The 23,972-nt window shown below is 32.5% G+C and carries 21 protein-coding genes; 7 read left to right on the plus strand and 14 right to left on the minus strand.

The annotated features are described in order from the left end of the window. Positions 1–144 precede the first annotated feature (144 nt). Positions 145–822 (minus strand): DUF4294 domain-containing protein, encoded by a 678-nt coding sequence (locus Q0828_RS20750; protein WP_298425973.1) that lies wholly within the window; start codon positions 820–822, stop codon positions 145–147. Positions 823–927: 105 nt separating this feature from the next. On the opposite strand from Q0828_RS20750, the gene Q0828_RS20755 reads away from it, so the two are divergent. Further along, positions 928–2,016, plus strand: coding sequence for a M42 family metallopeptidase (locus tag Q0828_RS20755; RefSeq protein WP_298425976.1), 1,089 nt, complete (start codon positions 928–930; stop codon positions 2,014–2,016). 448 nt (positions 2,017–2,464) lie between these two features. Here the strand turns inward: Q0828_RS20755 and Q0828_RS20760 are convergent, their stop codons facing one another. Then, positions 2,465–3,814, minus strand: coding sequence for a RagB/SusD family nutrient uptake outer membrane protein (locus tag Q0828_RS20760; RefSeq protein ID WP_298425979.1), 1,350 nt, complete (start codon positions 3,812–3,814; stop codon positions 2,465–2,467). Positions 3,815–3,825: 11 nt separating this feature from the next. Next, complete coding sequence (locus Q0828_RS20765; RefSeq protein WP_298425983.1) at positions 3,826–6,795, minus strand: TonB-dependent receptor; 2,970 nt, start codon at positions 6,793–6,795, stop codon at positions 3,826–3,828. 425 nt (positions 6,796–7,220) lie between these two features. On the opposite strand from Q0828_RS20765, the gene Q0828_RS20770 reads away from it, so the two are divergent. Then, complete coding sequence (locus Q0828_RS20770) at positions 7,221–8,045, plus strand: hypothetical protein (protein WP_298425986.1); 825 nt, start codon at positions 7,221–7,223, stop codon at positions 8,043–8,045. A 13-nt stretch (positions 8,046–8,058) separates the two neighbouring features. Here the strand turns inward: Q0828_RS20770 and Q0828_RS20775 are convergent, their stop codons facing one another. Then, positions 8,059–9,561: a helix-turn-helix domain-containing protein gene (locus tag Q0828_RS20775; protein WP_298425989.1), complete on the minus strand. Its 1,503-nt coding sequence runs from the start codon at positions 9,559–9,561 to the stop codon at positions 8,059–8,061. Between the two features lie 321 nt (positions 9,562–9,882). Here Q0828_RS20775 and Q0828_RS20780 point away from each other — a divergent pair, with 321 nt between their 5' ends. From Q0828_RS20780 to Q0828_RS20790, 3 genes are all read left to right on the plus strand, one after another. Continuing rightward, a complete protein-coding gene (locus Q0828_RS20780) occupies positions 9,883–10,095 on the plus strand; it encodes a hypothetical protein (protein ID WP_298425993.1) in 213 nt (70 codons plus the stop codon). Between the two features lie 250 nt (positions 10,096–10,345). Continuing rightward, complete coding sequence (locus tag Q0828_RS20785; protein WP_298425996.1) at positions 10,346–10,579, plus strand: hypothetical protein; 234 nt, start codon at positions 10,346–10,348, stop codon at positions 10,577–10,579. A 190-nt stretch (positions 10,580–10,769) separates the two neighbouring features. Beyond that, positions 10,770–10,982 carry a hypothetical protein gene (locus Q0828_RS20790; RefSeq protein WP_298425998.1) on the plus strand — a complete coding sequence of 71 codons (213 nt, stop codon included), beginning with the start codon at positions 10,770–10,772 and terminating at the stop codon, positions 10,980–10,982. Positions 10,983–11,023: 41 nt separating this feature from the next. Here the strand turns inward: Q0828_RS20790 and Q0828_RS20795 are convergent, their stop codons facing one another. From Q0828_RS20795 to Q0828_RS20805, 3 genes are all read right to left on the minus strand, one after another. Next, complete coding sequence (locus Q0828_RS20795; RefSeq protein WP_298426001.1) at positions 11,024–12,103, minus strand: AbiH family protein; 1,080 nt, start codon at positions 12,101–12,103, stop codon at positions 11,024–11,026. Between the two features lie 80 nt (positions 12,104–12,183). After that, the gene (locus Q0828_RS20800) at positions 12,184–13,575 is read right to left on the minus strand and encodes a M20/M25/M40 family metallo-hydrolase (protein WP_298426004.1); all 1,392 of its coding nucleotides are present in this window, start codon (positions 13,573–13,575) and stop codon (positions 12,184–12,186) included. Positions 13,576–13,601: 26 nt separating this feature from the next. Then, entirely contained in the window at positions 13,602–14,480 is an 879-nt protein-coding gene (locus tag Q0828_RS20805) for a PPK2 family polyphosphate kinase (protein ID WP_298426007.1), read from the minus strand. Positions 14,481–14,569: 89 nt separating this feature from the next. Here Q0828_RS20805 and Q0828_RS20810 point away from each other — a divergent pair, with 89 nt between their 5' ends. After that, positions 14,570–15,781, plus strand: coding sequence for a hypothetical protein (locus Q0828_RS20810; protein ID WP_298426010.1), 1,212 nt, complete (start codon positions 14,570–14,572; stop codon positions 15,779–15,781). A 70-nt stretch (positions 15,782–15,851) separates the two neighbouring features. Here Q0828_RS20810 and Q0828_RS20815 read toward each other — a convergent pair whose 3' ends face one another. The 6 genes from Q0828_RS20815 to Q0828_RS20840 all read right to left on the minus strand — a co-directional run bounded on the left by Q0828_RS20815 (position 15,852) and on the right by Q0828_RS20840 (position 22,162). Further along, the gene (locus Q0828_RS20815; RefSeq protein WP_298426013.1) at positions 15,852–17,015 is read right to left on the minus strand and encodes a sigma-54 dependent transcriptional regulator; all 1,164 of its coding nucleotides are present in this window, start codon (positions 17,013–17,015) and stop codon (positions 15,852–15,854) included. 1 nt (position 17,016) lies between these two features. Then, the gene (locus tag Q0828_RS20820) at positions 17,017–17,850 is read right to left on the minus strand and encodes a mechanosensitive ion channel domain-containing protein (protein WP_298426016.1); all 834 of its coding nucleotides are present in this window, start codon (positions 17,848–17,850) and stop codon (positions 17,017–17,019) included. A gap of 4 nt (positions 17,851–17,854) precedes the next feature. Beyond that, complete coding sequence (locus tag Q0828_RS20825; RefSeq protein WP_298426019.1) at positions 17,855–19,177, minus strand: ABC transporter permease; 1,323 nt, start codon at positions 19,175–19,177, stop codon at positions 17,855–17,857. A gap of 3 nt (positions 19,178–19,180) precedes the next feature. Further along, the gene (locus tag Q0828_RS20830; protein WP_298426021.1) at positions 19,181–20,110 is read right to left on the minus strand and encodes an ABC transporter ATP-binding protein; all 930 of its coding nucleotides are present in this window, start codon (positions 20,108–20,110) and stop codon (positions 19,181–19,183) included. A 284-nt stretch (positions 20,111–20,394) separates the two neighbouring features. Then, positions 20,395–21,537, minus strand: coding sequence for a molecular chaperone DnaJ (dnaJ, locus tag Q0828_RS20835; protein ID WP_298426024.1), 1,143 nt, complete (start codon positions 21,535–21,537; stop codon positions 20,395–20,397). 61 nt (positions 21,538–21,598) lie between these two features. Continuing rightward, positions 21,599–22,162: a nucleotide exchange factor GrpE gene (locus Q0828_RS20840; protein WP_298426026.1), complete on the minus strand. Its 564-nt coding sequence runs from the start codon at positions 22,160–22,162 to the stop codon at positions 21,599–21,601. A gap of 174 nt (positions 22,163–22,336) precedes the next feature. Here Q0828_RS20840 and Q0828_RS20845 point away from each other — a divergent pair, with 174 nt between their 5' ends. Then, positions 22,337–22,996, plus strand: a complete 660-nt coding sequence (locus Q0828_RS20845; protein ID WP_298426029.1) for a YceI family protein — start codon at positions 22,337–22,339, stop codon at positions 22,994–22,996. Between the two features lie 44 nt (positions 22,997–23,040). Here the strand turns inward: Q0828_RS20845 and Q0828_RS20850 are convergent, their stop codons facing one another. Then, positions 23,041–23,952, minus strand: coding sequence for a TIGR01777 family oxidoreductase (locus Q0828_RS20850; RefSeq protein WP_298426032.1), 912 nt, complete (start codon positions 23,950–23,952; stop codon positions 23,041–23,043). Positions 23,953–23,972: the final 20 nt, after the last annotated feature.

Below are 23,972 nucleotides of genomic sequence, written 5' to 3' on the forward strand. Positions count from 1 at the left end.
TAAATCCTAAATAAACAACAACTCCTAAATAAACTCTACATTCCAATTATGAACTACTATATATTGTAATCAAAATCGCTATTACATATGTTTTGAGTTTCTAAAAAGGGAAATAAAGCTACTATTTTTTATTGAACCGTGCAACTATTTCTTTTTCTGATCTTTAGCAGACCATTTATCTGTTAATTCTAGGTATGAGAATGGTAATGCAGAAGCTTGCCGCTCCAATTGTTTTTTAGAAAAAGCACGTTGTAGTATGTCTTCTATTAGATAATCTTCATGATTTGACTCTGGTTTAAACTCTCTTTTGAGCGATATATCAAATAAATTTGCAGTCGTATTGTACCAAAATGCTTTCCAACCACTTCGTAAACGCTTTATTAAGTTAAATGCAGTGTCTCCTGTTTGACGGTGAATTAACTTTATGAGTATTTGCCCTTCCGTCTTCGTTAGTTTTTTGAGTTTTGCAGAAAGTTCACCTTCTATAAACTTCTGCACTCTTTTAGTGTATCGTCTTCGTTTCGATTTTGAATCTATTTTATTTAATCTTTCATTTAATACTACTAAACGTTCAGCCGCCATTTTTGCATATGGATATACTTTTAATGTTTTCCTCCTTAATATAAGGTATCGAATGCGTTCTTCTTTTGACGTGAATTTTAGTTTATTGAATAGAATGACTTCTTCAAGATCGATGTGTGAGCGTGGAATTGAATCTCCTTCTATTAGAAACTTTTTTGTAGTAGTTGTATCTTGCGGCATTATTTGCGCATTTCCAGCATACGATATAAGTACTATTAGTATTAGGTAGACTTTTTTCATCTAGTAAAGATTCTTCAATTTTTATTCCAAAAATAACAATTCGTTCTATTATAACTATTAAATCTATTTTAATATTATTATTTTCGTTTGAATTAAATTAAAATTATGGCAAAAAAGAAGATTATTAATAAAAAGTCTATGGCTTTTTTAGAAAAATATTTGAATAATCCAGCTCCTACAGGTTATGAATGGAATGGACAAAAGATTTGGATGGATTATTTGAAACCTTATGTTGATGAGTTTATTACAGATTCATACGGAACTGCCGTTGGTGTTATTAATCCAAAAGCAAAGTATAAAGTTGTTATTGAAGGGCATGCTGATGAAATTTCATGGTATGTAAATTATATTACAGATAATGGTTTATTGTATGTAATTAGAAATGGAGGAAGTGATCATCAGATTGCACCTTCTAAATGGGTTAATATTCATACGAAGAAAGGTATTGTAAAAGGTGTTTTTGGTTGGCCAGCTATTCATACTAGAAATAGAGCTAAGGAAGAACCTCCAAAGATGGATAATATTTTTATTGATGTTGGATGCAGTACAAAGAAAGAAGTTGAAGAACTCGGCGTGCATGTTGGTTGCGTGATTACGTATCCGGATGAGTTTCATGTGTTAAATAAAGATAAGTTTGTTTGTAGAGCTATTGATAATAGAGCTGGTGGATTTATGATTGCTGAAGTTGCACGTTTATTACATGAAAATAAAGTGAAGCTTCCGTTTGGATTGTATGTTACAAATTCTGTGCAGGAAGAAATTGGATTACGCGGAGCGGAAATGATTACAGAAACGATTCAACCAGATGTTGCTATTGTTACAGATGTTTGTCATGATACAACAACTCCTATGATTAATAAGAAAACACAAGGAGAAACTAAAATGGGCGACGGACCTGTGATTTCATATGCGCCAGCCGTTCAGAATAAGTTGAGAGAACGTATTATTGATACTGCTGAAAAGAACAAAATCCCTTTTCAACGTATGGCTTCAAGTCGATCTACAGGAACAGACACAGATGCTTTTGCTTATAGTAATGGTGGTGTTCCTTCTGCATTAATCTCACTTCCACTACGTTATATGCATACAACTGTGGAAACTGTACATAAGAATGATGTCGAGAATGTGATTCGTTTGATTTACGAAACATTACTTACTATTAAAGAAGGAGAAACGTTTAGCTATTTTGAATAAATCGGTTCTTTTTCCAGATTATAGAATTTAGATCGCTTTGGAGATAGATTATATAGAAATAAAACCATTTATCAACACATATAATAGAAGGAAGACAATTAAACCGAACTTGATTCAATATCTAGTTCGGTTTTTCTATAAGAATTGAAAAGTAGTTTGATGAAATGTTGGATCAAATCCAATAAGACGCTTTTCAAATAACGTACTATTTTCTACAAAAAGAACTCCTCTTCATATTACTACAAAAGAGAAGTTCTAACTAAAAAAACTAAATAATGTTTCTCTACCCTAAGCTACGCATCAGCAATTCTAATTTAATTGTAAATTTATTTTTAGATAGATCGTTATCACCTTTACCTCATCATTATAATAATCGTATGATGTATGAAAAAATGTCCTTTTATTAAACTCATCAATCTTTTATGAATTACCAACACGTAGCTAGGGATTAATATCCAGCATTTTGTTGTGTATCGGGGCATGCATTGATTTGATTTTGCGGAATTGGAAATACCAATTCGTCCGCATCAAAAGAAAAACCTTCAATTGCAAATTGCCTTCTTTTGAAGTCATGCAAATATTGTCCTTCAAAAGCTAATTCAGCGATTCTTTCTGTCAATATATTATTCATTGTCGCTTGTACACTAGGCAGACCTACTCTGTTTCTGACGGCATCTAAATCTTGTTGTGGTGTTGCTCCCACAGAGGTTCCTTCTTCTAAATTAGCTTCTGCTCTAATCAATAATAATTCTGGCAAACGCATCAATTGAACATTTCCAAATTGATTGTACCATTTAGTAGTATATCCATCTATGATCATAGCAACATTCGGGTTTGCATTTACCCCTCTATTTTGAGAAGTCAAAAAGCTGGTAAACCCATCCGTTACTCTTACATCTCCTCTACCACCTTGTATACTTGGTGCCCAAAAAGTATTCATTCCGTTAGCTCCATCTATTTCTGAAACTTGTATAGAGAAAATATCTTCTGATGTATTTGCATCTTGTGCAAAAGCAAATCGATACGTAGGAACCATACTTGCTCCTGAATTATTGATAGCTTCGTTAGCCGCATCTCGAGCACCTTCATAGTTTCCTGTTTGAAGATATACTCTTGCCAATACTGCATTCACCGTTGCTTTGTTTGCGTAGATTCCATTACTTGAAGGCACTAAAGCACTTGCCGCAATTAAATCTGCTATAACTCTATCATATACTTGTTGTACAGTACTTCTCGATTCACAATTTGATGAGATATCACCACCATTAAAAGGACTTGCCTCTGTTTTTAATACAATACCAAGGTTTGAACTTGCATTTCCATCGCTATATGGTTTTGCAAATAGTTTTACCAATTCAAAGTGAATTAATGCTCTTGCAAATAATGCTTCTCCTTCTACTCTATCGCTGTTTGCATCGTTTACAAAATCAATAGCTTCTAATACTAAATTTGCTCTGTTTATAGTACTATATCCAGTATTGAATATATTATTGATTCTACTATTTGTTGTAAGTATTTGTTTGTTTATAATTTGTTGCGGATCATTAAATGTTCCGCCAAATGTTATTTTCCCGTCTGCACCTAAGAGTTCTGACACAAAGATTAAATCGCCGCCAAGCAAACGTGTACTTGACATTGTATTGTAAACTCCATTGAGTGCTCCAATTACCTTTTCATTACTGTTTAATGCGTTACTTGCATTAAGCGTGTTTAAAGGCTCAACATCCACATAGTCTTCACATGAAAATGATAGGTATGCAATGATGATTACGATATATTTTATATATTTATTTTTCATCTGTTTATTTTTTAAAATCCAACTTTTACTCCTAATGTTACTGTTTTCGCTTGTGGTGCTGAATAGAAATCTACACCTTGAAATATATTATTTCCATTCGCCAAAAAGTCTGTACTTACTTCTGGATCCCATCCATCATATTTTGTAAATGTTAATAGATTTTGTCCAGTTATATAGATTCGTAAATCTGTTAGCTTAATTTTTTCTAATAGTTTCGGACCAAAATTATATCCTAATGAAATGTTTTTCAATCGTATGTATGAACCATCTTGCAAAAATCTACTTGATGCCGCTGTTCCATTTCCTCGTAATAATCTTGGTTGCGGAACATCTGTATTTGGATTTTCTGGTGTCCAATAGTTTAATTCACTTGCTAATTGATTGTCTATGAAACTACCTCCAACCATAAATCCGTCAGCCGCTTTGTGTATTTTGTTTCCTTGAACTACATTGAATAAAAAGCTTACATCAATGTTTTTATATCGTAATTGATTTGTGATTCCTGCAATCCAATCTGGATTTGGACTTCCTAATACTTTGAAGTTTGCTGCATTCGGATTGTTTGTCGTTCCGCCTGTTCCGTCATTTAAGTAATACAGTGCATCTCCATTAGCTGGATCAACACCTGCATATTCTCTTCCATAGAATACACCAATTGGTTCTCCTTCTATCAAAGCATTCATATAACTATCATTCGTACTTAAAATTGGTTGTCCATTGATCAATTTTGTCACTCTGTTTTCATTTTTTGAAAAATTGACATTCGTTTCCCACGAAAAGTCTTTACTATCTACATTTACGGTGTTTAGCGTAATTTCCAATCCTTTGTTTTCCATGTTTCCAACATTTGCAGAGAATCCTGTAAAACCAGAAGTTGCATCGATAGGTCTCCTTTGAATTAAATCTTTTGTTTGTTTTTTGTAATAGTTCAATTCAAGATTAATTCTATTATCAAAAAAACCTAGTTCTAATCCAACATCAAAAGTTGCTGTTGTTTCCCAAGACAAATCGTTGTTTGCTAACTGCGTTGGGGACAATCCTGCTAATTTATTGTAAGCTACTGGCGAGAATAGAGCCAAACTAGGAAAACCATTAAAGTTGTTACCGTTGATTCCGTAACTACTTCTTAGCTTCATGAAGCTGATAATTTTTGAATCTTTTAGAAATGATTCTTCTGAAATTTTCCAAGCTGCAGAAACTGCTGGAAAAAATACGCCGCCATCAAATGCCGAACTTTCATCATACCTTCCTGTAAAACCTACAATATATTTATTGTTCAATTTATAGGTTGCTCTACCAAAGTATGAGTAGAAACCATTATTGGCTGTAGAACCCAAAACGCCAGTAGGAACAGCGCCAGTCCCCGTTTGGTCTAACCCTGAAATAAACCCTGTAGCCGTTCCTCCAGCAATTTCTGTTCTAGTTTTTTGTGCTTCTGTTCCAATAACTACATTGATGTCATGCATTTCATTAAACTTTTTATCTATGGTTGCATAGATTTTTGGGGAGAAGGTTTGAAACTTTGTGATCCTTGTTGAACCAAATCCTCCAGTAACTCCATTTCCTTGTGTATTTGCATTTTGAAATACAAATGCTCTTGTTGATCCTCTATCTAAACCGAGTTCTCCTCGAATATTTAGCCAATCCGTAAATTTATAATCTGCATATAAGTTTGCTAAAATTCTATCTGAAGTTGTATTTCTGGTAGAATTGGCATCTTCTATTAGCGCACTATAATATCCATTCACGATACTTCCTACTTGATCATAGCTAATTAAGTTTCCATCTTCATCTCTTATTGGCGAAATTGGTGCTTGTGCCACTAACTGAATTGGCGTTGCAAATGCATTATCTCCTGCTACACTATTGGTTTCCAATCTACTTAGTGTAGTACTAATTCCAACACTAGCACGCTCATTCACATCGTGTTCAAAGTTTAGAATTCCGTTGAGTTTTTTTAAATCGTTTCCAATCAAAATACCTTCTTGATGATCGTATGATAAGTTTGTGTAGAATCTACTTTTTTCACTTCCGCCAGAAGCGCCAACATTAAACTGCACCAACTTTGCATTTCTAAAAGCTAAGTCTTGCCAATCAGTATTTACATCTTGCCCTTGCGCTAAATCTCCAAGAATGATATCTGAAAATAAATTTCCTGTGTCTTCCCCAAATCTATTAATAGCTGCAACTCTGAAAAAATCTCGATATTGTTCAGCATTCATGAAATCTCTAAGATTTGTAGGTTCACTAAAACCATTTTGAAAATCAACTCTGAATTGTGTTTTTCCTTGTTTTCCTTTTTTTGTTGTGATAAGAATTACGCCATTCGCACCACGCGAACCGTAAATCGCAGTTGCTGCAGCATCTTTTAACACTTCAATTGATTCAATATTATTAAAATTGATATCTCTGGTTCCACCAGCAATTACCAAACCATCTACAACATATAAAGGTTCGTTGTTTCCTCCAATAGAGTTAGTACCACGAATTCTCACTTTAATAGCACCATCAATTTTACCGCTTTGACTTTCAATAAAAACACCTGAAGCTTTACCAGATAATGCTTCTTGCAGAGAAGCTACCGGAGTATTGTCCAATTCTTCCGATTTTATCTTGGTAATAGCTCCTGTGTTGTCTACTTTGCTCGTTTTTCCATATCCAACAACTAATACTTCATTGAGCAAAGTAGCATCTTCTTCCATGGTAATATTTATAATCAACGTATCCGCTATTATTTTTTCTTGATTTTTAAATCCTATATACGAAAACACTAATACATCACTTTTTTTACAACTGATGGTATAGTTTCCGTCAAAATCTGTTTGTGTTCCGGTAGTTGTTCCTTTGACAATAATGGTAACTCCTAATAATGGTGTTCCTTTGTCATCTACAATGTTACCTGTAACCTTTTTTTCCTGAGCTAATACTATATTGATATGAAACAGTAATAGTAAAAGCATTGTAATGTGTTTCTTTTTCATTGAAATAATTTTTTTAGTTTATACTCCTTTAAATGCTAAAAAAAGTGCTCATGAAATTGATACATTGTTAATGCAATTTTTATACGTGTAGGGAATACAGTTTTAGAGAGAGTATACAGAAATCACGTTACTTTTTTTGCTATAATAAAAGAACTATACATTTCTATTTTTTCAGGGAATCCCTATAGATATTAACGCTTCCGAAGAAGGCTTACCTTTTATTTACACATACATGCTTGATTTGTGATAGCAGCTGTGAAAAGAATAGTATTGATACTGTATTTTTAAATACGGTTGTTGATTTTGATATGAAGTAAGATTCATATAGTTTTAACTTTTCCAAGCTTATACTATATATTATAGGTTTACATATAAAGGAAATGACAAAGGTTCTTGTTGTATGATCACTAATTACAAAACAACTAATGAAAATAATAATTGGAATTTTAATTGGCTTATTATTAGTAAGCTCATGCACAAACAGTAATGAAAAATCAAAATCCTCACAAATGAGTACTTCTAAAATTGTGTTCACAGATTCTTTAGGAAATAAAATATCAAAAGAAGAATTAGCTAAATCAACTGGTTCTTTTAATTATGCGGTTCTCGGAATTGGAAGTATTTCTAAATCTGCGAAATTATTACACAATACTGCAAGACAACATGGACAAAACGGCGAGTATGAAAAAGCTATTACTACTTTAAAATTAGCCAGAAAAGAAGCTCCAGATTGGGCATATTCTGTATATGATTTGGCATATACGTATTTACTAAAAGACGATTTTGAAAAAGCTCTTACATATTATCGTTTAACTGATAGTTTGGCTCCTGAAGGTTTTTATACTTCTAAAGTAGCACTACATACACTAGAAAAAGAGAAGAAAGGAGATTTTAAACAAGGACTTTATAAAATGTATATGTCACTTGAATGGATTACAGATCCTAAAGAAAAGTTACAAATGACAGAATTATTAGTTTCTAACTTCCCAACATTTGCTCCTGGTTGGAAAGATTATTCATCTCTCTTAGAAGGTGAAAAAAGAAAAAAAGCTATCGAAAAAGGATTGTCGTTAAATCCTGACGTGGAAACAAAAGGAATTTTGTTAATCAACAAAGCACTAACAATAGCAAATGAAGAAAATAAGGAACAAGCAATTAAAATATTGACGAACCTTATTTTCGATTCAACTACTACTCTCGGAAATAGAGAACTTGCAAAATTTGCACTTAATACTATTTCTAAAGAATAATTTTTCTTAAAAATTATGCCACGCGAACTGATTTAAGGTATTGCGAAGGCGTTTGTGCAAAATGCTTTTTGAATGATTTGTTAAACGTTACTTTGTTATTAAAACCAACTTCATAGGCAACATCAATAATATTTAAGTTGTGATGTATATCATTTCTCAATATTTGAGATGCTTCCATAATTCTATATTGATTGATTAATTCAAAGAAATTCAATTGAAAATGTTCATTAATGACTTGCGAAGTATTATGTCGCGTCGTATTCAACATTTTAGAAAGTCGTTCTAAATTAATGTCGTTCATTTTATAGATTTTCTGATCATTCAATAAATACAACAATTGTTCTTTAAGTTCATACGATAAACTCTTTGTCAATCCTGAGTTTTTGTATTTGCTATATACTTTCTTGATATAGCTATTTGTAATAATTTTTGGCTGTACATATGCCATATAACCTATATATAACATAGTTGAAATCATTACCAATATTTGAATATGGTATAAAAACTCATGATTATTTTCTCTTGGAATCACTTTTACAACCATTAATCCATATATAGAATAGAATAATATATATGCACATATTAGTATAACTAAATTTCGTTGCCACCTTTTTACACGTTGACTGATTTTTGGTTTCTTTCGAATCTTTTTCATGTATATGTTAACAGCAACACACACATATATAATAAGTGATGTAAGTTTTACTACAAACAATGGTTTCAAAAATGATTCATATACCACAGTACTTGTTCCTAAAGCTATTTTTAATTTTTCTTCTCCAGGAAGTGTCAACAAAGGCATTAAAAAAACAATAACAACAATTGTTGGTATCAAATGCAATAAATGTTTTTTACGAAACACATATTTACTCGTGATACTTTTAAAATAGAAATAAATTAAAGGTCCATACATATATGAAAATATGGTTGACATAAACAAAACATGCGGATATCTGTAATTGAAATTCGATTTATGCAGAAACAAATGAAGTGTAAAAAAGGAATGTATAAAGATAAACGCGCTCATAAACATGATCGCTGTCTTATTTTTATTCCGTTTAAAATTCATAAGAATCGCAATAAAAAATCCAATTAAAGCAGAAAACAAATACAGCAAATTGAATTTCGAAAAGTTCAAACAATACTTTTTGGCTATTTTTTCAAATGGCGCAGCATGTTGTAATGCGACAAATTCACTGTCATGGATAAAGTTAAAATCGTAACTTGTCTTAATATACTTATCTGTATAAAAAGACGCTTTTTCCACTTCATGATTTTGCGCATGTTGGATCGCTAGCTCTTTATAAATAGGAATGCTATCTATAAGACTAGTACTTTCTTTTAAATTAGCTTCATCATTAGAATAGGGAAACTCCTTTGATGTAGCATTTGACAATTTTGTAAACTCCGTTTGATGGTTAGGGTTATCTAGGTTGTGTCCAAAGACACACACATCAGGGTTGAAAAAAATAAGAACAAATACCATCAAACGTGTTATTTGATTTAATTCTTTCATAGCAATACGGTTTACTTAAAGATACAAATTAATTCCAGAAATTTAGATTTTTTTGGTATCTCCCGATAAAGCTTTACCCATTTTTAGATGATTTATGACACTCATTATTAAGTTATTTCCTATTATAATTATGTTAATTGCAATATATTTTTTGATGTAGTCTAAAGGTGAAATAAAAAATAAGCGCTTTATTTTCAAATTTTTAAACGGCATTTATAAATACTATACTGCTATTTATAAATCACGATTGTATCCTTTTTTAATCACAATTCTTTTTTGATAGCTTTAAACTCAGTTATTAACTATAAACTATATATTATTATGAAAAAAAGAGACTTAAAAGGATTGAAATTAAATAAAAAATTAATCTCAAATCTTAACGAAGATCAAATTATTGGTGGTTTATTTACTGCTGGTTGTAGCGATGGATGTACACCCTTTCAAACCGCTTGGAATTGTACACGTACAGAATGTTCTGATGATTGCGGCGGCGGTATTTCTTTTATAGGAATTTGTGTTACCACAAAGAAATAAATTACATTCCTTATTATTTTATATAACATAATTTACGAAAAAGAGTGATATTATAATGTCACTCTTTTTTACTCATAAAAATGTCCCTCCTTAGAAAGAAAACAATCATAATCTACTATTTTACAAATACTTAAAACAACTCACACTATCTATTCTTTTTCTTACAATTCATAAATACCGATTACGATTCTTTTTATTTAACTCAATCATTCTATAGCTTTAATATATTATTAACTATAAACTATATATCATGAAAAAAAGAGATTTAAACGGGTTAAAATTAAACAAGAAGTCAATTTCTAATCTTAATCCAGGTTTAATAATTGGTGGTAAGTTTACTGCTGGTTGTAGTGATGGATGTACTCCTTTTCAAACTGCTTGGAACTGTACACGTACAGAGTGTTCTGATGATTGCGGTAACGGTGCTTCGTTCATAGGTACATGTATCACAACAAACAATGATTTACAGCAACCACAGGATTAATCTCCTCATAACTAACTCAAAAACGAAAGCGATACACATGTATCGCTTTTTTAGATTCTATCGATATTACTTCTAAACGTTATTTATAAATACGATACCATTATTTGTAAATCACGACTATATAGACTTTTTTCAAGTGTTGGTTTTCAATAGTTTTACTCTGTTTTATTAACCTAAACACAAATATATTATGAAAAAAAAGAATTTAGATGGATTGAAGTTAAACAAGAAATTAATTTCTAACCTTAATGAAGATTTAATTGTAGGAGGTTTATTCACAGCTGGTTGTAGTGACGGATGTACACCTTTTCAAACTGCATGGAATTGTACACGTACAGAATGTTCTGATGATTGTGGTGGAGGAGTTTCTTATATGCCAATTTGCCATATAGATAAAAAATAGTATTTTTTTAAAAGCCAAGCGACATGAAAATGTCGCTTTTTTTATGCTTTCTTTTTTAATTGTACTTGCGGTGTTGGAATAGATTTTTCAAAAGGTACAATCTTAGTTCGCATACTTGCCTTGTCATTGAAATGACGCGATATTTCATAAACTGTGTTTGTATATCCTTTTATACCGTTATGATAGAATATTTTAATGGATTTGCAATTGTCGTGTTCAAAAACATGATTTAACAAGGTTCGGTCTGAAAGTCCGCAGGAATGTCCAAAGATATAAATTTCGTAACCTTCAATACTTCCTTCTGAAAAACGAATTAAATCTTGATAGTTAGCTGTTTTTAGGTATTGAAAAGATTTGATGTGTTCAAAATAAGCATTGTTGTTTAACTCTTCTATTTCCTGATAATTCTTGTCCATTTCGTCCCCGAAACCAAAAATGATAGGATTTTCAACACTTTCCAGTTCTCCATGAATGTAATTCACCTCAGGATTCCCTAAATGATGTATGATTTCTGGCTGAATGAGATAATCTTCAATATTTGTTGTATAATTAAAATTTAGGAAAACTGTTTTTTCAGGAAAATCACTGTATTTTGACTTACCAAAAATTTCTTTCTTATATCTAGTAGTCTTGGTTAAAAAAATGTTTAGAAACTCTTCGCTTGGCATGAAATTATATTTTTCTTCAACCTCTTTCTTTAAATAAGATTCTAAAATTGATTTTAATGTTTCAAAGTCTTTGTTTAATTCTTCAATAGCGTTTTTATCATTTCCTTTGTAACATTCTTTCAAAAGTCGATAATATTCAGCTTCAATATCTATCCAATTGTTTTTATTAAAATCTCTAACTAAACAAGATAATAATTCACTTTTATACATATAAGGAACTATATCTGCTCTTAAATTAATATAACTAAACAACTCTTCAATACTATCTATTTCATCAATAGACTCTTCCCATTTGTCATGAAAATAATTTGTCTTTATAACTGACATCAAACCAGAAGCATCGTGCTTTTTCTTAAAAACATCTTTTAAGTAATGCAACATAAAATCCTGATAACGCGTTGGCAAACCATGTGCTAAATCAAAACCATTTCCGAGAATTATAAGTCTGTTCATGAATATTTATTCTTTTTCTTGACTATAAAAAATCCTGCTGTAAGAAGCAGGATTTTTTATAGTCAATATTATTTAAAGGGTTATCCTTTTATTTTCTTTGGTTTTACCGTTCCGTATTTATCAAATAAATACACTAGTGATGTCATAGTTGCTGCACCTAATTCTAATTCACGTTTGTTAACCGCGTCAAATGTATCATTTGCTGCATGATGATGATCAAAATAACGTTGTGAATCTGGTCGTAAACCAGCCAATACTATTTGATCATCTTTTAGCGGACCAATATCTGCGCCACTTCCTCCTTTTTCAAAGTAATGAATTAAATACGGTTTGAATAGCTTTCTCCAACTTTCTACCATCGCAAAGTTTTCATCTGAACAATCAAATGAAAAGCCTCTTGGCGTAAATCCACCAGCGTCACTTTCTAACGCAAAAATGTGTTTCTCTCCTTTTTCTTTGGCTACTTCAGCATATTTATTTCCACCACGTAATCCGTTTTCTTCATTCATAAATAGCACAACTCTAATCGTACGCTTTGGTCTGTATCCACTTTCTTTTAGTAATCGTAATACTTCCATGCTTTGTACAACTCCAGCTCCATCATCATGAGAGCCATCACCTAAATCCCAAGAGTCTAAATGTCCACCTACGATCATAATTTCTTTTGGAAATTCGCTTCCTGTAATTTCTCCAACTACATTATATGATTGTACATCATCGAATTGCTGACAATGTTGCGAAAAATTGAATCTTGTTTTCGGATTTTTCTTTAGTAGCATACTTAACAACTCTGCTCCATTCGTACTAATAGCAGCTGCAGGAATTCTATCTTTCACAGCCAAATCCTTATAACTCATCGATCCTGTATGTGGTAAATCGTCTAAACGTAAACTCATAGAACGTACTAAAACACCAGCAGCTCCAAACTTTGCAGCTTCAAAAGCACCTGCATAACGTTGATCTACACAACCGCCATATGCTTTAAATGTACTAATGAGTTCTGCTTGCATTGGTCGATTAAAAAATACAATTTTTCCTTTTATTTTTTCAGTGCCAAGTGCTTCTAGTTCTTTTATGCCCTGTACTTCTATAATATCAGCCGTTAATCCACCATCTTTTGTTGCTACAGATCCGCCTAATGCGCAGATAGGAACCTCTATTTTTTTCTCTCCATTAATGATAAAAGCTTCTTCGGCTTTTCCACGAACCCATTTTGGAACCATTACTGGTTGCAACCAAACTTTGTCCAATCCTAAAGCTTCAAGTTCTGCTTTTGTGTATTGTACAGCTTTTTCCGCATTTTCAGATCCTGACAATCTTCCACCAATTTTATTTGATAAATGATCCAGCCATTCATAGCTTTTCCCATTGGTTAGTGATTGTGTATATACTTCTCTAAGCTGTTTTTCATCTGCATTTTGTGCAAAACCAATAGCTGTTGCCAAGAATAGTAATAATGATAGTTTTTTCATTTCGGGTAATGTTAGGTATTGGATAATTATTCAGATTCTAGTTGTTTTTTATACGCTTCAAGATTTGCTTGGATGTCATCGTCCAATTCTGGTTCATCAATATCTGAGTATTCTTTTAAGGTATCATAAATTGTTTTTGCAACTATGTAACGTGCTGTTGGTTTATCATCTGCTGGAATTGCATACCAAGGTGCATGTGGTTTGCTTGTTCTGTTTAATGCATCTTCGTAACATTCTTGATATTTGTCCCAAAGTTTACGTTCTTTTAGATCGCCAGGTGAGAATTTCCAATTCTTTTCTTTCAATTCTAAACGACGTAAGAGTCTATTTTTTTGTTCTTCTTTTGATATATTAAGGAAAAATTTGAAAATAATCGTTCCGTTATCAGCAATATGCTTTTCAAAATTATTGATTTGTTCAAAGCGTTTCGACCAAAATTCATCATTTATAGCATCAACATTGTCAACTCCAGGAATATTTTCTCCCATAATATAATAAGGATGTACACGTGTTACCAATACATTTTCATAATGTGTTCTATTAAATATTGAAAATTTCCCTCTTGCTGGTAACGCAATATAATGTCTCCATAAATAATCGTGTTTTAATTCTAATTCCGTTGGTACTTTAAAACTATGTACTACAATTCCGCGTGTATTGAAATCCTTAAATACTTCACGAATCAAGCTATCTTTTCCTGCCGTGTCCATTCCTTGTAAACAAACCAATACACTATATTTTCCATGTGCATACAAGGTATCTTGTAATTTCCCTAAATCTTCACGAATATCTTCCAGTTCTTTTTTGATTTCTTTTTTAGATTCTCCAAGATCAAATTTCGTACTCGTTTCACTTAATTTTATAGATTCTGTGACTTTAAAAGTGTTTGTATCAAAATGCTTCATGCGTTACTATTTTTCTTTGAATGCTAAATATACGGATTGTCGCTCACTTTTTTTGTAGTTTAGCCGCTTCAAATTATCAGTATTGCCACATGAAGTGTAAAAATTTAATTTTCGTATTGTGTTTATGTTTGAGTTCTATTGCTTTCGCGCAAAGCGATCAAGATTCAATTCCTGCATTTGCTAAAAATGGAATTTCAAAACCAAGTATTGTTTCTACCAATCCGTTCGGAATTTTCATTTCACGTTTAAATCATAACTTTAAATTGAAAGCTTCTAAACGTACCGAAGTTAGTGTCAATTTAGAAAGTGGAAATGTTTGGGGACCTAATGTAAAAACGTTTATTCCTGCTGATGAAGCGTTTCGTGAACAAATGCGCGGAATTGCGTGGTTTAGTCGTCAATTTTATTTTGATGAAGAAACAATGGAAGCTGAATCCTTTGAGATTGAAACGGATGGAGTTATTAAAGGTTTACGTGCAAACATTACGATTCCGACAACTAAAAATCAAGAATTAGTAGTTGGATTCAGAGCTTTTATGTTAACGAATGGAAAGTTTCCTTTTTCTACATTTACTAATGATAAATTTATTGAGTTTTTCCATGATAATATTGCTGGTGGAAGCGATCCTTTTGATAGAAAAGTTTTCGGATTGGACAAAGCTAGTATTAATTACACCGATAGAAACGGACGAAGATTGAATGCTGGAAATGGTGATTTTTTAACTGCCGGAATTGAAACACATTATTATTATTACCCAACATTTTTAAATGATAAGAAGATTTACATGAATCTTGGAGCGCATTTAGGAACAAATCTTTCTAAATATAATATGTCTATGGATGTTGGTGTGTCTGTAGCAGGTGTGAAACAGTTTGATATTAACGATCGAAATTTTATTCTTTTCGGATTGGGAACGAATGTTCTTCGTAAAAACGCTGTTGATTTACAAAATGATAATCTTGATTTTGGCACGAATGATTTTATAGGAAGTTTAGAATCGGATATTGAATATACGTTTATATCAAAAGGAAAAACCTATCATTCTTTTGGTTTGAGTTTTTATATTCAAACTAGTTTACATCAAAAAGATGAAGATGAGTATAATGTATATATTCGAGATGATGAAGCGTTTAATTCTTGGGGACATGGAACGCGTCATTTGTATAAAAACAATGATTATTGGAGTTTGATTTATACATTTACTCGAAAAATTTCTACTTCAATTTATATTCAACAAGATTTTACCGTAAATAATAACCCTGATTTACAAACAGGTGTGAGCGTTAAGTTTGGAATTTGATATTTTTTAGAATTACAGATAACATTCGATTTTTAAATAAAAAAGCCAGCTATACAAGCTGGCTTTCATGTTATTTTGAAGCAAAGAGTTTTACATCTTCTTCTGTAACTTCTTTACCTCCAAGAATAATAAGTCGCTCAATAACATTTCGGAGTTCCCTAATGTTTCCTGTCCAATCATATTCTTGCAAAAGTTTAATCGCTTTGTCTGAAAATTTCTTTGCTACTGTTCCTTGTGCTGTCGCAATCTTTTTGGCAAAATAGTTTACCAATAAAGGAATGTCTTCTCTTCTATCATTTAATGCAGGTACTTTTATTAAGATCACTGCTAATCTATGATATAAATCCTCACGGAATTTTCCATCTGCAATTTCCTTTTTCAAGTCTTTATTTGTTGCTGCAACTACACGAACGTTTACTTTTATATCTTTATCACTTCCAACACGTTGCACTTTACTTTCTTGTAATGCACGTAACACTTTCGCTTGCGCTGAAAGGCTCATATCTCCTATTTCATCTAAGAAAATTGTTCCGCCATTGGCAGCTTCAAATTTTCCAGCTCTATCTTTGTTTGCACTTGTAAATGCACCTTTTACATGTCCAAAAAGTTCACTTTCAATCAATTCACTTGGAATTGCTGCGCAGTTTACTTCTATCATTGGTCCTTTACTACGATCACTTTTTTGGTGCAACCAATGTGAAACTAATTCTTTTCCAGTTCCGTTTGGTCCTGTAATCAATACACGTGCGTCTGTTGCTGCTACTTTTTCAATCATGTCTTTGATTTGTTGAATCGCATCAGATTCACCAATCATTTCATAATTTTTACTGACTTTCTTTTTCAATCGTTTGTTTTCAACAACCAATTCTTTTTTGTCAAGCGCGTTTCGTACCGTATTTAGCAATCTATTTAAATCTGGTGGTTTTGATATGTAATCAAAAGCTCCTAAACGCATCGTATTTACGGCTGTATCTAAATCTCCATGACCAGAAATCATCACAAAAGGTGTTTCAGGCTTTATTTTTTTAGCGGCTTCTAATACTTCAACGCCATCCATTTTTGGCATTTTTATGTCACACAATACCAAATCATAGTCTTCTTTTTTGACCAATTCTATACCAACTAATCCATCTTCCGCTTCTGATACTTGATAGGTATCATTTTCTTCCGATAGTATTTTTACTAATACTCTTCGGATTGCCGACTCATCTTCTATTACTAATATTTTAGGCATATTATTCTATTTTTGAATTATAAACATGTACATCACGTTGCGGAAATGGAATGCTTATATTGTTTTCGTTAAAGGTTTTATATACTTTATAACGCAATTTGCTTTGTACTTCTGGTAGATGAAAACTATCACCTATATAAAAATGCAATTTAAATTTTAGTGCGCTATCACCAAAATCTGTAAAAAATACTGTAGGTTTTGGTTCATTTAATATTGCAGGCTCTTGCATAACAATTCCGAGCAATAATGCTTTTACTAAATCAACATCCGTACCATACGCAACTCCAATGTCGATTGATTCACGCGTCATGACATCATTTTGTGTCCAATTGTATAGTATTTCTGACAAAAATTTATGATTTGGAATGACTAAAATTTTCTCATCCTGTGTAACTGCTTTTGTAGTACGCAATCCAACTTTGGTTATTTTACCAATTTTTCCGCTTATTTGAATGATATCATTAACCGTAATTGTTCGATCTATTAAAATAAAAATTCCAGAAATAATATCTTGAAACAACTTTTGCATTCCCAAACCTAAACCAACAAATAATGCTGTAGAAGCTGCTAGTATGGCTGTAATTTGCACACCTGTCGCGTCAAGCGAAGTAATAATAACAATAGAAAATATAAAGTACTTCAGAAATGTAAAGACCGTTTTGAAACGTGCTTTTCCTTCATCCTCAAGATTTCTTGTTACAATAATACGGCTATAGCGTAAAAATAAATGCGTAGCAATTAGTACTGAAATTAATACAACAACAGCGCGTACCGTAACTTTTACTTCGTCACGATTAATTAAGATATAATCTAAAAAAGAATTTATATATTCCATTTTACTAGTACTTCAACCACTTGAATATTTCTTTGTAGCTTGGTTTTTTACCGTACATTAAAATTCCGACACGGTATATTTTTGATGCAAACCAAACGGTTCCAGTAAAGGTAATATATAATATGAGAACTGAAATCAATTGTTGCCAAATTGGCACTCCAAACGGAATTCGCATCAACATTACAACTGGTGATGTAAATGGAATGTATGAAAATACCGTTGCTACAGTTCCATGCGGATCTTCTAATACGGTAAAACCTCCAACATATACAGCCAATACTAATGGCATTATGATTGGCATCATAAATTGTTGTGTATCTGTTTCATTGTCTACTGCAGCACCAATAGCTGCATATAATGAACTGTATAATAAATATCCACCGATAAAAAATATGAAGAAAGCTACAACTAAGTTCCCTAAAGGCAAGCTTTGAAATATTTCAGCAATTTTCACTTGAGTAGAGATGTCTCCAGCATCTGCTAATAATGCTTGTTGCTCTATTGCTTGCGCTTGCGCTCCCATTAAATCAATACCAAAAACAGCTGAAAAAACTAGGATGGCAATTCCTCCTAAAGTAACCCACATTAAAAACTGTGTGACACCAGCTAAAGAAGTTCCAATGATTTTACCCATTAAAAGTTGTACTGGTTTTACCGAAGAAATGATTACTTCAATGATTCGATTTGTTTTTTCTTCAATCACACTTCGCATAATCATATTTCCGTAAATGATGATAAACATGAAGAGTAAATATCCTGCTGCCAATCCAAAACCAAGCTTGGAATAGTTTACGTATTTTGAAGAACGTTCACCTGTAAAGCTTTCTTGTACAATAGTTACGTCCATCTTAGATTTATCAACTAATTCTACATCTACACCGTTGCTTACAAAAGCATCTCCTGTTAGTTTTTTACTTAGTTTTCGCTCCAAGCGAGAAATAAAAGTAACCGAAGGAGAATCTTCAGAATAAAACTTTATATGAGTAGAAATATCTTCTATAGCTTCCTTCTTTTCTATATACAACAAACCGTATTCTTCCGCGGCTTCTACTTGCTTTTTTGCTTCTTCTAAAGTAATTCCCTCAAGAATGTTATATTTTGTATTAGAATCTTCATCAACGTTTTCAGTAAACACCTTAGCTATACTTCCTGTTTCGTCTAAGATAGAAATAGTACGTTCGGTATTACTGTTTAATTGTGTTAGGTAGAAGATCAATGTTCCGAGTCCAATCATGATTAATGGACTTAGAAAGGTCATGATGATGAATGACTTGTTTCTAACTTTCGTTAAATATTCTCGTTTGATAATTAGTGGTAAGTGATTCATAGCCTAATTATTGTTTTCTACAGTTTGAATAAAAATATCGTTTACACTTGGAATAACTTCTACAAAGTGATTCACGTTTCCTTTTGATGTTAGAAAGGATAGAAGATTGTTAGAAGTATCACCATTTTTAAGCTTGATATTTACTTTTAAATCGTCATCAATTGATTTGAAGCTTGCGTCTGTTAGTTCAAACTTTTCATTTAATGTTTTTCGAAGTTGCGCATTGTCTGAAGCAGCAACTCCTACTTGATATGTATTGCTTTTATATTGACGTTTTACATCAATGAGTTTTCCGTCTAATACTTTATTAGATTTATGAATTAACGCAATATGATCGCACATTTCCTCTACGGATTCCATTCGGTGTGTTGAGAAAATAACCGTTGCACCTTCATCACGAAGTTGTAAAATTTCATCTTTAATTCTATTTGCATTGATTGGATCAAAGCCACTAAATGGTTCGTCAAAAATTAACAATTTTGGTTGATGTAACACCGTTACTACAAATTGTATTTTTTGCGCCATTCCTTTGGAAAGTTCTTGAATTTTCTTGTTCCACCAATCTGTGATTTCAAATTTTTCAAACCAATATTCCAAACGTTTTTTAGCTTCAGATTTACTCAATCCTTTTAATTGTGCTAAATACAAGGCTTGTTCTCCCACTTTCATCGATTTGTACAAACCACGTTCTTCGGGCATATAACCAATATCTTTGATGTGAAATTGTTGCAATGCTTCGCCGTCTAGTAATACTTCACCTGCATCAGGCGCAGTAATTTGATTGATTATTCTAATTAGTGATGTTTTTCCTGCTCCATTTGGACCTAGAAGTCCAAAAATACTTCCTTTAGGAACATCAATAGAAACATTGTTTAAAGCAGTATAATCGCCATATTTTTTTACGACTTCTTTGGCTTGTAAAATTGAACTCATGAAAGTTTTTTTATATAAGTAAGGTACTTGTATATTTTGTTACAATAAATGTTTTAAAATATTAATGTGTGTAACGACTGGAATTTTGTTTTTTAGTGAAATTAGTACAACTATATTTTGAAAATTTCATTAAAATAATGCAAATCCAAGTTGTATTAAATGCAAAACCCACCCTTAATAGGTATCAAGGATGGGAAAAAATTGCTATGAAAAAGAAAAAATTACCGGTCAGTTACGACCAGTAACTTATCAAAGATAGTTTTTTTTTCGTAATACCAAAAGAATTACGAAAACATGTCTTTTACTTTTTCAAAAAATGATTTATCACTTTTTTCTGGACTAGGCACAAAATTTTCCTCTTTTGCCATTTTCTCAAAGAAGTTTCTTTGTTCTTTTGTCAATGTTTTCGGGGTCCATACGTTGATATGAACTAACAAGTCTCCTTTTCCATATCCATTAATACTTGGAATTCCTTTTCCGCGCAAGCGTAATATTTTTCCAGACTGAACTCCAGATTCTACTTTGATTCTGACTTTTCCAGTCACGGTATCGATCTCTTTTGAGCTTCCAAGTGCTGCTTCAGAGAAACTGATGTATAAATCGTAGTGTAAATTATCTCCTTCACGTTTTAATGCTTCGTGTTCTTTTTCTTCAATGGCTACTAATAAGTCTCCAGAGATTCCATTTCCAGGTGCTTCATTTCCTTTTCCTGCAACTTTTAGTTGCATACCTTCCTCTACTCCAGCTGGAATTTTGATCACTACTGTTTCTTCCGAAACTTTTAAACCATGCGAATCTGCATCTGCAGGCTTTTTACTAATTGTTTGTCCTGTTCCTCCACAAGTGCTACATGTAGTTGAAGTTTGCATTCTACCAAGTATTGTGTTTGTAATTCGTGTCATTTGACCAGAACCATTACAAGTTTCACAAGTTTTATAACTTACACCAGGCGCTTGTACTTTTCTTCTAACTTTTACTTTCTTTTCAACACCATTTGCAATTTCTTCTAACGAAAGTTTTACACGAATTCTTAGATTGCTTCCTTTTACACGTCTTTGTCTTCCGCCGCCTGCGCCACCAAATCCACTGAATCCGCCGCCGCCGCCGCCGCCGAAAGCGCCACCAAAGATATCACCAAATTGACTAAAGATGTCGTCCATATTCATACCGCCACCAAAACCGCCGCCGCCGAAGCCACCGCCGCCTTCAAAAGCTGCATGTCCGTACTGATCATAACGTGCTTTTTTGTTGTCATCACTTAGTACTTCATAGGCTTCAGCTGCTTTTTTAAACATTTCTTCAGCGTCCTTATCGTCAGGATTTTTATCAGGATGATATTGAATCGCTTTTTTACGATATGCTTTTTTTATTTCTGCAGCGGAAGCACCTTTGCTTATACCTAATATTTCGTAATAATCTTGTTTCATTTTACTTAGCTTGTTTCAAAAGATTGCGCGTTGTAGTCAACAACTTGTTGTCTTTTTTAAATTATTGTCCAACAACTACTTTAGGATAACGAATTACTTTATCACCTAACGTATACCCTTTTTCAAGAACGTCAATGATTTTTCCTTTCATGTCATCTGTTGGTGCAGGAATTTGCGTTACAGCTTCATGATCTTCTGCATCAAACTTATCTCCTGCTTTTACTTGAACTTCTCCTAAACCTTTTGCTTTTAGTGTTTCTCTTAATTTATTGCTAATTAATTCAACACCTTTTTTCACGTCTTCAGCATCTGTTTTAGCAATTTCTGCCAAAGCTCTGTCAAAATCGTCTAAAACTGGCAACATGGCAACTACCACATCCTTACTTGCAGTTTTGAATAACTCTACACGTTCTTTACTTGTTCTTTTTTTATAGTTTTCAAACTCAGCAAATAGACGTAAAAATTTATCTTTTTCTTTTGCTAAATCTTCTTTTAGTTGTTCTTCAACAGATACTTCTTCTGTTGCTGCCGTAGTGTCTTCAACAGTTGTTTCTTCTACCTTTGCAGTTTCTGGCTGTACAACTTCTTGCTCTTTTTCTACTGTATTATCCTTTTTTTTGCTCATGATGATATGTCCAAAAAATTTTTATTATTTTCTCTTAATGGTTTGCAAAAGTACTGCCAATTATGGAAAAATGTCAAAATGTCACCAAAAATATTTTTATTTATTTAGTCTATTTAAATTCAAGACATTTTAGTAGTTTTACATTTCGATTTTAATCTATAAAAACCAATAGTAATGAGAAAGAAATTTTTAAGCCTACTAGTTTTGGTAGCCGTAACAACATTTGCTGTTTCTTGTAAAGGAGAAAAGAAGAATGAAACTGATGCAGAAGCTGCAAAAACAGAGAAGACAACAACAGTTGAAGCTGTAAAATATAAAGTTGATACTGCAAAAGCAATTGTTACTTGGAAAGGTTCAAAAGTAATTGGCGGTGGTCATGACGGAACGATGAATGTTTCTTCTGGTACGTTTGCTTTGAAAGATGGCAAATTAGAGAGTGGTAATTTTATTATTGATATTGCATCATTGAAAGTGTTAGATATTCCTGCTGAAGCAGAAGGAAATGCGAATTTAAAAACACACTTATTAGGACCTGATTTTTTTGATACTGAACAACATGCAAGTGCTGCTTTTTCAATAACTAACGTAAGCGAGAAAGAAGGTAAAACAATGATTGAAGGGAATTTGACATTGAAAGGTGTAAAGAAGAATATTTCGTTCCCTGCTACAGTTTCTCAAAACGGAAATGAAGCAACAATCAAAAGTGAAGTGTTCACTATTAATAGAGCTGATTTCGGCATGACGTACGGATCATCATCTTTGGCAGATACTGTAAAAGATAGAGCTATTAGTGATGATGTAGAGTTGTCTGTAGATTTGACAGCTACTAAATAAGACTTTTTAATATGTATATTGAGATAAACCGGCTTAGTGCCGGTTTATTTTTTGAGTAAGTTTTCTAAAGCAAGATTGAGTTGTTTGTATTTGAATACAAATCCTGTTTTTTCTATTTTTTCTGCGCTTACTTGTTGACTTGAAAATAGTAATGTACTCATTTCACCTAAAATTAATTTCATAACGAATTTTGGCACATTTGGTAAAAAAAATGGTTTTTTGAGAACAGTAGCAATTTCTTTTGTGAGTAATTTATTTGTGGTTGGATTTGGTCCAACTGCATTGAAAACACCAGTTATTTTTTGTGTTACGATATGAAGGTACATGTTAATCATATCATCTATATGAATCCATGATTGCCATTGTTTTCCTGAGCCAATTGCAGCGCCAACTCCAAATTTTACAGGTTTAGCCATTTCTGCTAAAGCGCCTCCTTCATCAGAAAAAACAAGTCCTGTTCGCAATATAGTAACAGGAATTTCAAGTGATTTGAATTGATTTGCGTGTAATTCCCATTGTTTTACAACTTTTCCTAAGAAATCTGTTGCTTCTTTTTCAGTGTCTTCTGTATAGTTTTCTGTGAGTGAATCTGGATAAATTGCAATTCCAGAAGCTGAAACATATTGTTTTATGGTATGATTTTCCATGTTTCGAAGCGATTTGAACAATATGTTAGCCGTATCTACACGACTGCTCATGATTTCTTCTTTGTACGCTTCTGACCAACGCTTTGCAATATTAGCGCCTGATAAATTTATGATGACATCTACATCTTTTAAACACGCTGTATCAATTTCTCCTTCAGCTGGATTCCAATGGAACCCTTTTTTAAATTTTGATTGTTCTATTTTACTTTTACGTGTTGTTAAGTAATGTACTGTATGATTTTCCTGTATACATAATTCGGTTAATGCAGAGCCGATTAATCCAGTTGCGCCACAAATAAGTATTTTCATAGGAATTCTTTTCTTTTTCG

The organism is uncultured Kordia sp. (genome assembly GCF_947496985.1).
Lineage (GTDB): Bacteria > Bacteroidota > Bacteroidia > Flavobacteriales > Flavobacteriaceae > Kordia.